10 protein-coding genes and 1 pseudogene are annotated in these 14,594 nt (G+C 58.4%); 9 read left to right on the top strand and 2 right to left on the bottom strand.

Annotated features, from left to right (window positions below; translation table 11 throughout):
* The 6 genes and pseudogenes from EEB11_RS17685 to EEB11_RS17710 form a co-directional block, all read left to right on the top strand.
* On the top strand, positions 1 to 435 hold a 435-nt coding region (locus tag EEB11_RS17685; RefSeq protein WP_135433676.1), incomplete at its 5' end, for an IS630 family transposase.
* Positions 436 to 769: 334 nt separating this feature from the next.
* Complete coding sequence (gene repA, locus EEB11_RS17690) at positions 770 to 1,972, top strand: plasmid partitioning protein RepA (RefSeq protein ID WP_135433678.1); 1,203 nt, start codon at positions 770 to 772, stop codon at positions 1,970 to 1,972.
* Entirely contained in the window at positions 1,972 to 2,943 is a 972-nt protein-coding gene (repB, locus tag EEB11_RS17695) for a plasmid partitioning protein RepB (protein ID WP_135433680.1), read from the top strand. The genes repA and repB overlap by 1 nt, the downstream gene beginning before the upstream one ends.
* Positions 2,944 to 3,177: 234 nt before the next feature.
* Complete coding sequence (gene repC / locus EEB11_RS17700) at positions 3,178 to 4,269, top strand: plasmid replication protein RepC (RefSeq protein WP_135433682.1); 1,092 nt, start codon at positions 3,178 to 3,180, stop codon at positions 4,267 to 4,269.
* Positions 4,270 to 4,477: 208 nt separating this feature from the next.
* A pseudogene (locus tag EEB11_RS17705) lies at positions 4,478 to 6,669 on the top strand (ParB/RepB/Spo0J family partition protein).
* Positions 6,670 to 6,768: 99 nt separating this feature from the next.
* Positions 6,769 to 7,296, top strand: a complete 528-nt coding sequence (locus tag EEB11_RS17710; protein ID WP_135433684.1) for a UCP036055 family protein — start codon at positions 6,769 to 6,771, stop codon at positions 7,294 to 7,296.
* A gap of 177 nt (positions 7,297 to 7,473) precedes the next feature.
* Here EEB11_RS17710 and EEB11_RS19825 read toward each other — a convergent pair whose 3' ends face one another.
* The gene (locus tag EEB11_RS19825; protein ID WP_210134458.1) at positions 7,474 to 7,899 is read right to left on the bottom strand and encodes a recombinase family protein; all 426 of its coding nucleotides are present in this window, start codon (positions 7,897 to 7,899) and stop codon (positions 7,474 to 7,476) included.
* Between the two features lie 470 nt (positions 7,900 to 8,369).
* Here EEB11_RS19825 and EEB11_RS17720 point away from each other — a divergent pair, with 470 nt between their 5' ends.
* From EEB11_RS17720 to EEB11_RS17730, 3 genes are all read left to right on the top strand, one after another.
* Complete coding sequence (locus tag EEB11_RS17720) at positions 8,370 to 10,271, top strand: transglycosylase domain-containing protein (RefSeq protein WP_167852796.1); 1,902 nt, start codon at positions 8,370 to 8,372, stop codon at positions 10,269 to 10,271.
* Positions 10,272 to 10,646: 375 nt separating this feature from the next.
* The gene (locus tag EEB11_RS17725) at positions 10,647 to 12,470 is read left to right on the top strand and encodes an AIPR family protein (RefSeq protein ID WP_135433689.1); all 1,824 of its coding nucleotides are present in this window, start codon (positions 10,647 to 10,649) and stop codon (positions 12,468 to 12,470) included.
* Between the two features lie 333 nt (positions 12,471 to 12,803).
* Positions 12,804 to 13,703, top strand: coding sequence for a polysaccharide deacetylase family protein (locus tag EEB11_RS17730; RefSeq protein WP_167852797.1), 900 nt, complete (start codon positions 12,804 to 12,806; stop codon positions 13,701 to 13,703).
* Between the two features lie 72 nt (positions 13,704 to 13,775).
* Here the strand turns inward: EEB11_RS17730 and EEB11_RS17735 are convergent, their stop codons facing one another.
* Positions 13,776 to 14,522 carry a hypothetical protein gene (locus EEB11_RS17735; RefSeq protein WP_135433693.1) on the bottom strand — a complete coding sequence of 249 codons (747 nt, stop codon included), beginning with the start codon at positions 14,520 to 14,522 and terminating at the stop codon, positions 13,776 to 13,778.
* Positions 14,523 to 14,594 lie beyond the last annotated feature (72 nt).

Raw genomic sequence — 14,594 nt, forward strand, 5'->3', positions numbered from 1 at the left:
GTGAAGTCGGGTCTGGTCATCGGGGAATGCATGCCGCGCCATCGGGCAAAGGAGTTCCTGACCTTCCTCCGCCGGATCGACCGGGCTGTGAAGAAACCCCGCGACATCCACCTCGTGCTCGACAACTATGCCACCCACAAGACGCCCGAGGTGCAGGCCTGGCTCGAGAAACATCCCCGCTTCAAGCTGCACTTCACGCCGACAAGCGCGTCCTGGATGAACCTGGTCGAGCGCTTTTTCGCCGAGATCACCGCGAAACGCATCCGTCGTGGCAGCTACTCCAGCGTCGACGATCTCGAAGGGGCGATTTACGACTACCTCGCGCAGCACAACACCAAGCCGAAGCCTTTCGTCTGGAGCAAGACCGCCGAAGACATCATAGCCCGCGAGCGCCGCGCACTTGATGCGCTCGATGAAATTAGGGGGAATCGGTAACAAGTGTCAGACTCGGAACACTAGCTACATTAGAAATGCTGCAAGCGATTCGCGCACGTCAATTTCTGAACTAGGTTTTGTGCTCTGTAGCCAAACCGGTACAAGATGTGTCATGTTCCGCAGCATTGCGAACTTTTCACATAGCTATCAATAGCTTACCGAGCTGCGTTGAGAGTTTGGGCGAGCAAGCAATACATGCCGCTCAACTTACAGCATAAAAAACAGTTGCCGCACTATGAGTTGCGTGCCATGACTTCAGTTGTCGCACAAATACGATTATGACGCTTTCTTGCGACGAAACTACAAAAGCCCACCAAGAGGCGCCTGAGGACAGATGAACACGAGCACATATCAACCTTCGCCAGGCTCAATTGCTAGCACAATCAGTGCGAACGCAGCACGCCTGTCTGAAGCTCTGAACACCCATATGCGCAACAGCTTTCAACCTGAAAGCCAGAAAAGTCTGCGCAAGTTCCATCCCGCCGAGGTCTCAGAGCTGACGGGCATCAGCATGTCTAACCTTCGAACGCGACACCAGGAAGGCGACTTCCCTGAAGTCGAGACTGACGCGCGCGGCCGGCGCCTTTACACTGCAGAAGAAATAGACACCATCCGCAAGGTTATGGCGCGCACAGGTCGCAATGGCGAAGCCTACCTGCCCGGTCGTCGTGACGGCGACGGACTACAGGTCATTTCTGTCGTGAACTTCAAGGGCGGTTCCAGCAAGACAACCTCGGCCATCCATCTCGCTCAGCGCTATGCACTGCGTGGCTACCGGGTTTTGGCGTTGGATATGGACCCACAGGCGAGCCTGACCACGATGTTTGGCTACCGCCCAGAGATCGAGTTTTCGGAAACTGGGACGATCTACGATGCTTTGCGCTATGAGGATCCCGTCCCACTCAGCCAAGTCATTCGGAAAACTTACTTTCACAATCTCGATCTCGCCCCCGCTGGTCTAATCTTGTCTGAGTATGAAACCGAGACTGCTTATGCTCTGCAGCATCGGGTTGATCCGCCTTTTACTCAGCGGCTCGCCTTAGCATTGGATGAAGTTGAGAAGGATTACGACCTCGTCTTGATCGATTGCCCACCGCAACTTGGCTTCACCACCATGACTGCACTGCTGGCTTCGACTGGACTTCTTATAACTGTCGTTCCAAGCATGTTGGACGTCGCATCAATGGCACAATTCCTTGAAATGGCTGGAGAAACTGTTCGGGTTCTTGAAGAGTCGACAGGTCCGACCGATTGGAAATTCCTCAAATTCTTAATCGCACGCTATGAGCCGACTGACGTTCCGCAATCTCAGATGGCGGGCTTTCTGCGATCGATCCTACTGGATCAAGTCTTGAACACCCCGATGCTGAAATCCACCGCGATTTCCGATGCCGGCATGACCCAACAGACAATCTATGAACTCGACCCTACTCAAGTCATCCGCAAGACGCTGGATCGCATCCTCGAAAGTGTGAATGGCGTCGCGGATGAGTTTGAAAAGGTTATCCAGGAAGCCTGGGGACGGAGAACTGACTAATGGCTCGTCGCAATATATTTCAGCCACCACCGCCTCCCGATTCCGGTCCGGAGGCTAGCCAACCGGACAGCAAACCCCGGTTCCCCAACACCGGGGCGATGTCTGGCGTCAAGTCGACGCTTCGCGACCTGTCTTCGAACGCTGTCCGGGAAATTGATCCATCATTGATTGACGACGGCGGTCCGAAGGATCGCTTGGCCATCACTGATGCCGATGTTGCCGATCTGGTGCAGAGCATTCGGGCTCATGGTCAGCAAGTGCCTATCATGGTGCGCCCGCTCCTTGAAAACCCGGGACGCTATCGCATCGTCTATGGCAGACGGCGGCTCCGTGCTCTGAAGTTGGCGGGCATCCCGGCTAAAGCCTTGATTCGAACGCTCACCGACGAACAGGCGATCTTGGCGCAGGGCCAAGAGAACAGCTTGCGCCTCGATCCGAGTTTCATCGAAAAGGCAATCTTTGTCACTGATTTGACCGATGGTGGATATGACCAGTCCGTCGTGTTGGATGCCTTGGCGATCGACAGGCCAATGCTATCTCGAATGACCAAAGTAGCGCGGACGCTGCCACTTGGCGTGGTTCAGTTCATTGGCGCTGCCCATGGAATCGGACGCCGTCGCTGGGAAGAACTGGCTGACCTGGTTCGGGACAAAGGGATCAACCTCGACGCTCTCGTAGCTTCCCTGGATGAAGCCTCTCGTACGCTTACGTCAGATGAACGGTTCGCATTTCTATCTGATGCGGCATTGAAAGCAGGACAATCGGGCGCCTCACAAGCTGGTACGCCCCCTGCCCTACCGGTCATCTACGAGGGATCCAAGGTTGCCGAGATTAAAGACACTCCGCGATCATTGACGATCCGCTTTGCAGGCTCTGACCAACCAGAGTTCACAAAGTGGATGAGGGAACATGCTGAAACAGAGGTCTTGCGCCTCTACGAAGCCTGGCGGTCGGCAACTGAAGCCAATTGAGATCAACCGAGCAGATCAACAACAAAGGGAGCACTCGCAACCAAAGTAAAAAGAAAGAGCCCCCCAAGGTCACCCTCGGAGAGCCCAGTCTGTTGCCTAGCATCACCAGATTTACCAGCTTCTCCCTGTCAGTCAAGAACAACCGATTCGGTTGATTCTATAAGTTTTGCCTAAACAGGCGAACTAATGGTCCCTTGCTGTGGCAGCTTTTGCCTAGGCTTGCCGTGAAAATACATGCGCTTTCAACATATTACAGCACCTTTAGGGTCGCGGTCCGCAGCAGCTTTGCCTACGACTCATAGTCAGCCCGATCGGTTCAGCCTCATCGAAGTTGTCCGCAAGGCCAGCACAGCCCTTGGGCTCAAGGCTCCGATCATTGCAACTCTGGATGCATTGCTGTCCTGCTTGCCCCCAAAGCGAAGCCACAACTTCGTCTTTGCGTCAAACGCAACGATTGCTTTCAAGCGCAACGGTATTTCCGACCGAACGATCCGTCGACACGTCGCTCAACTAGCAGAGGCTGGCTTGCTCGTTCGATCCGATAGCCCTAACCGCAAACGCTTCTCCAAGAGCGATATGTCCACTGGCAGTGTCCTTCGCTTCGGTTTTGACCTTTCTCCGCTATTCAAAAGCTATGACCAGATTTGTGCGGTGGCGGAAGACTGCGCCAAACAAGCCAGTCACATTTCCTTCCTACGGACAAAAGTGCGGTGCGCGATCGCCCGAACAATGGAGTTAGATGGGTTAAGCATCGATGCGGAAAACGCACTTCGCACCTTGAGGCGCAAGCTAACGGCTGAAGAACTCTACAGCATCCTGGATGACCTTGTCTCCGTTGAGGAAAACCAAGGTATGGATTGCAGTGCAGAGATGTCGATTGAGGCCGAAATGTCCGCAACTGACGGACAAAATGTCCGGCACCATCATAGCTCAACAAAAGAACTTATAGATTCTGATGTCGCTGAGAAGACCGAAGACTACCATCAACGGCATCACCAGGTATCAATTGGAAGCCTAGTTGGTGCATGCAAAGAGGCAGCAAGCTACCTCCAACGCCCTGCAGAGAGCTTATCTGACGTAATCGGGCACGCCCGTACTCTTGCTCCAATGATGGGCATCGACAGTACGACTTACCGCGCAGCAGAAGATCGGCTTGGAGAACTTAGAACGGCCATTACCGTTTGGGGCCTGCTTCAGATGCAAGGAAAAATTCGACAACTTGGAGCCTACTTTCGCGCCATTACCACCGGAAAACGAAGCGCGGCTTTCGATCCTTGGGCAATGATCAATACCCTTGTGAAGCAGGATAGGCTGCAAAGGTGTTAGAGTTGTCCGCGGACAATGGCCAGCAGGGGCCAAGAACTGAAATCTCTGCTTCAGAAAACAGAGTTGTCCGCGGACAATCTTCACGGAGCGGCGTCAGATCATTACTCGACAACGGGTCCACGGTTGAGAGTGAAAGGATTGCTTGTTTGAGGGTGGCGGGAAGTGAGATTGGGAGAGTGGCTCCCGACACCCGCCGTGGAGAGACCTGATGGCCCAAGCTGCCCAGAAGATCGCCCTTTCGTCCTCACGGGACATCCCCTTTGACAAGCTGGTGCTGAGCCAATCCAACGTCCGGCGTATCAAGGCCGGGGTGTCGGTTGAAGAATTGGCCGAGGACATCGCTCGTCGCGGTTTGTTGCAAGGCCTGAGCGTGCAGCCTGTGTTGGATGCCGATAGCGTCGAGACCGGCAAGTTCGAGATCCCGGCTGGCGGTCGACGATTCCAGGCGCTATCGTTGTTGGCGAAGCAGAAGCGGCTCGCGAAGACTACGCCCGTGCCTTGTGTGTTGCGTGATGTGACATCAGATATTCTGGCCGAGGACGACTCCTTGGCTGAGACCATGCAGCGGGTCGCCTTGCACCCGCTCGATCAGTTCCGTGCCTTTGCTGCCTTGCGGGAGAAGGGTCTGGGCGAGGAGGCAATCGCTGCGGCCCTCTTCGTGACGCCGCAGATCGTGAAACAGCGGTTGAAAGTTGCGTCCGTGGCCCCTGCCCTCCTGGATGTCTACGCCGAGGATGGCATGACGCTGGAACAGCTCATGGCCTTCACGGTGAACCCTGATCACGCGCGTCAGGTGCAGGTCTGGGAAGCGGTGAAGAACTTCTGAAACAAGGAACCCTATTCGATCCGGCGCATGTTGACGGAAACCTCTGGGCGGGCCTCGGATCGTCGCGCGGTGTTTGTCGGTGTTGATGTCTATGAAGCGTCTGGTGGGGTTGTCCTGCGCGATCCCTTCCAAGGCGATGATGGCGGTTGGTTGGAGGGCCCTGCCCTGCTTGACCGTTTGGTCGCAGACAAGCTGCAAGCCGAGGCCCAGGCAATCGCCGCTGAGGGTTGGAAGTGGATCGAGGTGTCCACTGACCTGCCCTACGGCTTCAGCCACGGTCTGCGGCGTCTGGTTGGCGATCCCTCACCGCTGAGCGCTGATGAAGCTGCAGAGCACGCCAGGCTGCTCGCCGAGTATCGCGCGCTGGAAGAGGATTACTCTGGTCAGGACGAATACCCGCAGGAGATCGACAGCCGGCTTGGCGAGCTGGAAGCTGCGATGGAAGTCTTCGAGCAGCGTCCGCTGATCTTTGATGCAGCCGAAGTATGTCGCGCCGGGGTCCTCGTAACGCTGGATCGGGATGGCAACTTGGCTACCCATCGCGGCTATGTCCGGCCAGAGGATGAGCCTCGCAAAGAGACCGTGGCCAACTTCGGCGATGAACTTGACAAGGAAGGGCAGGGGGCTGATGGCAGTGTCTCCGCTTATCAGCTTCCCGTCGGCGCGTCCGCGGCCACCGTCATCACACCAGGGGGTCACCCGTTCAGTGCCGGTCTGCCAGACGGTGAGGATGATGGCGCATTGAAGCCTTTGCCTGAGCGGCTGGTCATGGAGTTGAGCGCTCATCGCACACTTGCGTTGCGCGAGGTGATTGGGCGTTCGCCCGACGTCGCCTTGACGCTGCTGCTGATGAAGCTGGTCAACGACAACTTCCGTAGCTCAGGCGCTTCGGGCAGTTTCTTGGAGGCTTCGGTGCGCACCGTCTGCATGTCGGCACAGGCCCCCGATCTGAAGGACAGTCCGTGGCCAAGGCCGTGGACGATCGTCAGGCTGCATGGGAGGCCGATCTGCCGCTTGGCGACGATGCCGTGCTTTGGGACTATCTCTCGGCCCTCGATCAGGCCAGCCGTATGGCTCTGCTGGCGCATTGCCTGAGTTTCGGGATCAACGCGCTGCATGAGAAAGTGAACCCTTATGGCGCGGGCATCTCGGCCAGCGGGTTGACCCACCGCATGGCACAGTCGGTCATCGCGGCCCAAGCCGTCGATCTCGACATGGTCGCGGCGGGCTGGGAGCCGACAGCGGACAACTACCTGAACCGGGTTCCCAAAGCGCGTATCCTTCAAGCCGTGTGTGAGGCGAAGGGGGAGGGCACTGCGCAGTTGCTCGATCATCTGAAGAAGGGCGAGATGGCCACGGAAGCCGAACGCTTGCTCAAGGGCAGCGGTTGGTTGCCGGAGGTTCTGCGGCGCAGTGACCTTGCTTCTCTGGACGGTGATATCGCTGCGGAAGGGCAGGGGGTATTGAGCGGAGATGTCTTGGGCGCTGCTGGCTTTGACGAGGAGATCGACTTGCCCGCCTTCCTGATGGCCGATTTGCCCGTGGAAAGCACCGCGATGATGGCTGCGGAGTGATCTGAGCCCCCGAGGGCGGGGAAACCCGCCCTCAGTCACCACAAAATACAGCAATATCAATATGATGAGTTCAAATACTCGTACTCAGGATGAGGAATCATGTCTGCAAACACGATAATCGACACAGCGCCCTTGGGCGCGCTCATTCGTTACACCGACGGCAGTCCAAAGCCGCCCACACGCTTCACCAAAAAGCTGGCGGCATGGGAAAGGTCCAACGGTGTTGGCCGTCTAGTTAAGAAGGAACCGACGCGGCCTTATCCGACTTGGACGGCTCCGGCGTCCTTCACGCTGCATGAGGGCAACTTCTCCTCAGAGGGGGTCATCCTTGTCACGATCATGCGCAGTCATTCGGCCGACAGTGGGCTGGTCTTCGAGGTGGCTGAGGAACCCAAAGCTGGACAAGTGCGTGTTCTTCTGGACTTCGGTGGCAACACCGAGCTGCTGCATCTGGCGGAATCCATTACCGCGGCAAAGCTTTGGATTGCCAAGGAAGGCTATTGCAACGCGCGGCTCGAGATCGTCGGCGACGATTGCGGTGAGAGGGCAGGGGAGGCGGGTAAGGCACGTTCATCAGCCTTGGATTGCAGTTCGGTACGCCGTGTCATGCGGCGCGAACAAAAATAGAACGTGTTTCGGCGCAAGTTACTTGTCCGGACGATTCCGGTCTGCAGGTTGCGATGAGCAGTGCGCGCGGATGCCGTGTCGATTTTTCACCAACGTGTTGCTGTCAAAAAAAGATCGAACTCTGTGGAACGAATGCCGCCGAGGAAAGTTTATTCCGACGAGCGTGCAATGCGCTCGCTACTGTCCCGAGACTATCTTCAGGGGCGCGCCGATCTCCCCAGTAAAGCGCGCCCCAATTTTTGGAGTCTTGCAGATAATCCTATATCCCAGCAGCCTCCGCAAATTTATCACGCACCTAGTTCCGACACGCCGCGCGAAAGCGTCCGAATTCGTCGCCTCTTCCGCCCGCAGCGTCACACCCTTGCCAGCCCACCTGAGGCTAGCCGCCCCATAGGGGTTACCTAGCTTCACCCCCCGTGCCATGGCCACCGCGAGCGCCTCCTTCATCCGCCTCGAGATTGCCTCACCTTCGGCCTGCACCACGAGTGCCATGATGCCGACCGTCAGATCATTGGCCTCAGGCATGGCGACCGAGACGAAGTACACGTCGCTTTTCCGCTGGGTCAGAAAACATCTAAGTTTTTCTTCTTCAATCTCACCCATTGCCCCGCGTGCGAAACTGCATCGGGAAAGGCTCTGCCGCGCAAGGCGCCGAAGGTAGCAGGCCAGCCCGATAGCACAATCAAGAGCGACAATCGCTTTCTCTCATCGGAGGCCAAGCTGCACAAGACACTCCGCGCGTTCGAACCGACCCCCAGCAAAGTTCCCGAACGTCGCGTCTTTTCAGGGAACGATACGGGTACTCAGACGTTAGCCCGTGTTATTCTCCACAAAGGAACTTAATGAATTTCCTCCAAAGCCTTTTCAATATCGCATTACTCGTCATGCCACCGGTGTTGCTCAGCAACGCCGCATTTGCGGGTTCAACCTAGACCTGACCAAGACTTGGCGTCCCGATTATTGCGGCGACTTAGCCCGCGGGCCAATTACAGAAAAAAGGTGATATGATCAACGATCGGCCTGCAGCAGCGACGACCAGTTCCGATCCACCTCGCAGTCGCGGGTGGCAAATCATGAAGATCACTTTATCGGTGATGATGGCCTGCCTTCTGATCGGCGGTGGCGCACTGGCTTGGCAAGTTTATGCAGTGCCATTGGAATTGGCGACCGACACCAAAGAAGCCAAACCAGCCGTCATAGTGGAGGCTTCCGATGGCACGCTGATCGGGTTGCGGGGCGAATTGCGCGGCACACCGGCTCTGCGAGAGGACTTGCCAGATCACCTCGTGAATGCCGTCATCGCCATCGAGGACAGGCGGTTCTTTGACCACCGTGGCATCGACATTCGCGGCGTCGGGCGAGCGGCATGGCGAAATTTCCGCGCCAACGGGGTGGTTGAAGGCGGCAGCTCAATCACCCAGCAATTGGCGAAGATTGAATTCCTGTCCAGCGAACGCACCATGAAACGAAAGGTAGACGAGGCCTTGGTTGCCCTGCGACTCGAAGCACGGCTGTCCAAGGACGACATCCTGACGCGCTATCTGAACAACGTCTATTTTGGTGGCGGAGCGGTCGGGATTGGAGCTGCGGCGCTTGCTTATTTCGACAAACCCGTCAGCGAACTCACCTTGGCTGAGTCAGCCATGCTGGCTGGTATCATTCGAGCTCCATCAAGGGCAAACGCCCTGCACAACCTTGAAGAGGCGCAAGCTCGCGCCAATGTGGTTCTGGGTGCCATGGTCGACACAGGACTGTTGACGCAGCAAGAGGCTTTGGCTGCACAAAATGCCCCTGCGACGCCCAACACCAATGCGCCCAGCCGTGCGGGTGGCAGTTGGTTTGCCGATTGGATCCTGAGTGATGCTTCGACTTTGGGGGGGCCGGGACTGGGCTCTGTCCGGGCCAAAACCACCCTGCGACCCGAGTGGCAGGCCCTTGCAGAACGGATCATCGCTGAAAAGTTTGCTGAAACGCCAGGGGGGGCCGCGATGGAGGTCGCGCTGGTCGCTATGACACACGACGGTGCTGTCGTGGCCATGGTCGGCGGCCGGGACTATGCGACCAGCCAGTACAATCGGGCCGTGCAGGCGCGGCGTCAGCCAGGGTCGACGTTCAAACTGTTCGTTTATCTTGCCGCGCTCAGGCAAGGCTGGCAGCTCGGCGATGTCCTGAACGATACACCCATTGAGATCGGCGATTGGAGACCCGAGAATTATGACGGTGCCTATAGTGGCGACGTGCGGCTCGACGACGCCTTCGCTCGGTCTTTGAACGCGGCTACCGTCCGGTTAGCGCAGGATGTCGGTATTGAAGCTGTCATTAAGGCTGCCAAGGATCTGGGCATCGATGCAGATCTCGACCCCAACATCAGTCTGTCGCTTGGCACCTCGGGCGTCGGATTGTTGGACCTCACCGGGGCCTTCGCATCCGTCGCGGCGGGCCGCACGCCCATACAGCCTTGGGCGATCTCCAGCCTCGCGCCTACAACCGGTAGTGGCGGGCTGCTTGCGGCGCTTCCCCAACAAGCATCACAACCCCTGGATCATCAGGCTGACCTCATCGCTCTGCTTGAAGGCGTGGTGCGCAATGGCACTGGGCGTCACGCGGCGCTGGATGGTTTTGCCGCAGGCAAGACAGGCACCAGCCAGGAAAACCGCGACGCGTTGTTTGTAGGGTTTACAGAACAGCTTGTCGTGGGCGTCTGGGTGGGCAACGACGACGACACACCGATGCCGGGCGTCACAGGCGGCGATCTGCCTGCCCGGATCTGGCAAGCGTTCATGGCTGAGGCTACCGGCCTTGCACCAATGAATCTTGGCGCTCTGCGGCCGATGGAAGCGGTGGACGCACCATCTGTGGTTTCGCCCACACCGGTTGTCAGAGCGGCCCCGTCGCGCCGTGTGAACGACGCGGTTGGAAAGGGACGGGCAAAGAAGGCCAAGGGGCGTGGAAAGGCCAAAGGAAAGAAGCGCTGAACGTGGTGCTGCCGGCAGATATGCCGACATCGAGGATGGGCTGGTTGATATCGTTGTAGTCTACAAAGTCGGCGACATGAATCTGATCTGATGAAAACAGAAATTTTTTCAGTAGCTTACCTGCTCTCCCCGTGTGGAGGTTCAAGTCACCATGGTCCGTTGGTCGACACGCCATCCTGCACCGTGATTGCACGCACCCGCTACTTTGTTGGTCGGTAAGGATTTCGGGGCCAAGTTGCGGACAGAAGACTATCATCTTCCATGTTTTCAAGGTGTTTGCTTTTCCCTGGCTCCCTGCCTTAGTCTTTCCTCAATGTTACCCGCAAAGCCGCACATTCCCGTGTTCTGCTGACGCGATGAACCGGGAACCGCATCTTGAACAGCGTTGAAGATTTCAATTCGGAACTGCTTGCCGGTCTGCGGGCCGAGCACTCCGAGACGGACATTCCCCTGGTCGACCTTGCTTTCGATCGGTTCTGCGGGACGCTGGAGAGCGAAGGCGAGATCGAAGCGGTCGAGCGGGTCGCCTTCGTCGGCACTTCGTCCGGCAAGACACTGAGAATCGACGGCACCGGGGGCGACCCCCGGGATGCGGACGGCGTCCTGAGCGTCATCATATTCGAGATGTTCGATCAGGACGCGCCACCGACGATCAATGCCGCCGATGCCAAACGTCTATTCAGCCATGTGATGAATTTCGTGGCCGCTTCCCTGCGCCGGACGTTCCGGGACGGGCTGCACCCGGAAATGCCTGCCGCCGGCACGGCGCAGATGATCGCATCGGCTTGGAAGTCAGTCACAAAGGTCAAGCTCATCCTCGTGACCAACGCCATCTACAGCGCCCGGATCGATGCGGTTCTGGCCGGAGCGATCGCCGAGATTCCCGTCACCTACAACATTTGGGATCTGACCCGTTTCCACCGGATCGAGACTTCAGGCGCGCGCGAAAAGATCGTGGTGCGGTTCGACCGCGATTTCGGCGGTGCGCTGCCGGCCCTGATCGCGTCGGGCGACGACACCGCATTCCCGTCCTATCTGGCCGTGATCCGCGGGCGGCAACTGGCCGAACTCTATGAAAGATGGGGGGCCCGTCTACTGGAATCCAACATCCGCAGTTTCATCCAGGCCCGTCGCAGGTCGGTGAACGACGGCATTCGCACGACGATCCGTGACGAGCCGGAGATGTTTTTCAGCTACAACAACGGCCTGTCCGCCACTGCCGACCAGGTGGAGATCGACGGATCGGACGGCACCATACGTATCCTTGCGGCGCACAACCTTCAGATCGTAAACGGTGGCCAGACCACGGCCTCGCTGCACGCGGCGCTGCGGCAATCGCCCGGAAATCTGGACCGCGTCCATGTCCAGGTCAAACTGACCGTGGTTCCGCCGGATGTGTCGGAGGACGTTGTCCCCAACATCTCGAAGTTCGCCAACAGCCAGAACAAGATCGACGCCGCGGACTTTTTCTCGAACCACCCGTTCCATCTGCGGGTGGAGGAATTCTCCCGCCGGCTGTTCGCCCCGCCCGCCCAAGGCACGAACCGCCAGACGCTATGGTTCTATGAGCGGGCCAAGGGGCAGTATCTGGTAGAGCGCGCCCGCGCGGTCGGCGCCGACAGGACGAAGTTCGACAGGGAATGCCCCAAGGCGCAGCTGTTCCTGAAGACCGACCTCGCCAAGGTCGAGTATTCATTCCGGATGAAGCCGGACACCGTCAGCAAGGGCGCGCAGAAAAACTTCGCCGCCTTCGCGACCGACATAGGCGAAACATGGAGCGACGAGGAGGCTGGGTTCGACGAGGTGTGGTTCAGACGAGCCGTCGCGAGGATCATCGTGTTCCGTGCGCTGGAAAAGGCCGTGCCCCGGCAGGATTGGTATCCTGGCGGGTATCGGGCCAACATCATCACCTATGGCATCGCCAAACTGGTCCACGACTCCGGCCGGACCGGGCGCGCCATCAACCTCGATGACGTGTGGGCCGCGCAATCGGTGCCTGAAGCCCTGATGCGTGACCTTCTGTCTGCCTGTGAAGCGGCCGCCGACGTGTTGACAAGCCCTGCTGCCGGATTGAAAAACGTTACCGAATGGGCGAAGAAGCCGACATGTTGGGACGCGGTGTTGCAGTGCGCGGTCAGTTACCCGGATGAAGATGCAGCACCCCGGATACGGATCGTCGCACGGGCGCGGGCGCATTGATGAGCAGGGATTGAGGGAAATGTCGGCCCATTGCCGCCGGTCGGGACTACCACGACGCCGCGGTGCAGCTTCCCCGAACCGGTCACTCAGGATTGCCGCAGCGATCCTTGCAGGCCAATGTCGCTGATGCGGACCATTCGGACGTTCGCTGCGGGTGCGCGATCCTTGTTCTTGGTTCCGGCACGGCTGACGTGCTGGGGACAAGATAGTCGTTCACCGTTTCACTCTTTGGCCAGAAAATCGTTGAACTCCAAACAGGCTTGCCAGCCACCCATGCGCGTGAAAACCTCTACTTGTCATCGGGGAGTACCTTCTGTGCAAATGGCGTTTACCTTGGACGACCTACCGGTCTTCCCCCATATGCCGCTGCCGGACGGCGACACGCCGAAGTCTGTTGCCTCTCGGATCATCGACGCCCTTGATCGGAACAGGGTGGAGGGTGTGTTTGCACTGGCCAATTCCTGGCCGCTCGACGTTGATCCTGAATATGCGCGCATTCTTGATGACTGGCTCGCGGCCGGGCACCACATAGGCAACCATACGCATACCCATCCCTTGCTGAACGAGACATCTGCAGAGGACTTCAACCACGACATATCCGTTGCCGACGACTTGCTTGCACCATGGATCAGCAAGGCCCCGCTTCGCGCCTTTCGACATCCGCTTGAACTCTGGGGCAACACGAAAGAAAAACTTGTCGCCGTGAATGCGCATCTGGACCGACTGGCCTATCGCAGTGCGGGCGTCACGAGTTGGTTCTACGAATGGGAATGGGACCGGGCCTCGCGACACTTGCTCCAGACCGGACGCACGGAGGAGGCCGAGCACCTCAAGGCTGAGTTCGTTGACTATGCGGCGGCGCAGGTCGCACATGATGCCAAGACCTGCAGGGCAGTTTTCGGGCATGAAGTGATCGGCATCGGCCTGATCCACCCGGTTGCCTTCTTTACAGAGGTTGCCGATGCGTTTTTCGCCCGGCTGTTCGCCGAAGGCGTTGCGTTTGTGCCGCTGTCGGAGGCCCTTGATGATCCGGCTTATCTCCGGGCGGGAACGATCGTCACCGACGCGTTCCAAGTCCACCAGATCAAAATTGCCGCTGCGGATGGCCGTGCCCTGGACGCGGTTCCGTCAACGCACAAGGCCCTCATTGAACGGGTTTTCGAACTGGGGACACCGCTGCGACCTTCCCGACGCGGGATGCTAGTTCAGAACATGCGCGCGAGGGTAACCTGATCGGCAAGGGCCGGGGTATCGAAATCTAAACGGCTGGGCCGTCTTCAGGGACTGCCCTAGGTACCGAAGAGCCTATTTTGTCATCCGTCCGCCGGCCAGCGCCTGTGGATCGGTGCAGGCGATGATTGCAAAGGCTCCGCGGGACAGTCCGATCCGGGCGCAGATCGATTCTGATGGCGCGTTGCCCGGTTCGACGCCGGTCATGAACGCCCGAAATCCAAAGCAGTTCTCCATCTCGAGCAGGACATGGGAGCCAAGGATGAGCGACAACCGATGACCACGCCGATCGGGATGGGTTGCCAGCATCCCCCACCATGCCTGTTTGCCGTACCCGGCGTGTTCTGGGTGTGCGAAGGCGCAAGACGCCGCGCAGGCAACCACATTTGCCGCGCGGTCAATGGCAACCAGACATACGGCAGGCCGGTACAGACCGCGCAGGACCTCGCCACAAAGCGGCAGGACCCCGCAGTCCAGAGCCATCTGCGCCATGGACACCATCAGTTGATCCGGTGTCGAAGCCTCCAGACGGACCAGGGTCAGGTCCTCGGGCAGTGACGTGGTCGAGATCACATCCTGCGCTGCCACGATGGCGGACCCTGTCCCTTCCCACTTGTCATACCGCATGGGCACCAACCCACGGGCCTGCATCCCCGCCTTAACCGCGTCGACCTGGCTTGACGGAACGGCGCCATAGTTCGTGTTGCCCTGAACCATGGCCAATGTGGCAAGCTGGTCAATGTCTCCGTCTTCTGGCCCAACGAGACCAACCGTGCGACCGTAGTAGCTGTAGCGCGCATCCTGCTCCAACAGAGCAGCCATCCCTCGACCGCGCCGCAGGAGAGCGCGCTGCTGGTCATTTCCGAAAAACTCGTTTCTCATGAGGCGTCCGTC

This window comes from Pseudotabrizicola sediminis (assembly GCF_004745575.1).
GTDB classification, from domain to species: domain Bacteria; phylum Pseudomonadota; class Alphaproteobacteria; order Rhodobacterales; family Rhodobacteraceae; genus Pseudotabrizicola; species Pseudotabrizicola sediminis.

Bases quoted from the DNA above. Each gene is read 5' to 3' on its own strand.
- EEB11_RS17735 (WP_135433693.1), bottom strand. From the start codon at position 14,522: ATGGCTGCTCTGTTGGAGCAGGATGCGCGCTACAGCTACTACGGTCGC.
- repA (WP_135433678.1), top strand. From the start codon at position 770: ATGAACACGAGCACATATCAACCTTCGCCAGGCTCAATTGCTAGCACA.
- repB (WP_135433680.1), top strand. From the start codon at position 1,972: ATGGCTCGTCGCAATATATTTCAGCCACCACCGCCTCCCGATTCCGGT.
- EEB11_RS17710 (WP_135433684.1), top strand. From the start codon at position 6,769: ATGTCTGCAAACACGATAATCGACACAGCGCCCTTGGGCGCGCTCATT.
- repC (WP_135433682.1), top strand. From the start codon at position 3,178: ATGCGCTTTCAACATATTACAGCACCTTTAGGGTCGCGGTCCGCAGCA.
- EEB11_RS17720 (WP_167852796.1), top strand. From the start codon at position 8,370: ATGAAGATCACTTTATCGGTGATGATGGCCTGCCTTCTGATCGGCGGT.
- EEB11_RS19825 (WP_210134458.1), bottom strand. From the start codon at position 7,899: ATGGGTGAGATTGAAGAAGAAAAACTTAGATGTTTTCTGACCCAGCGG.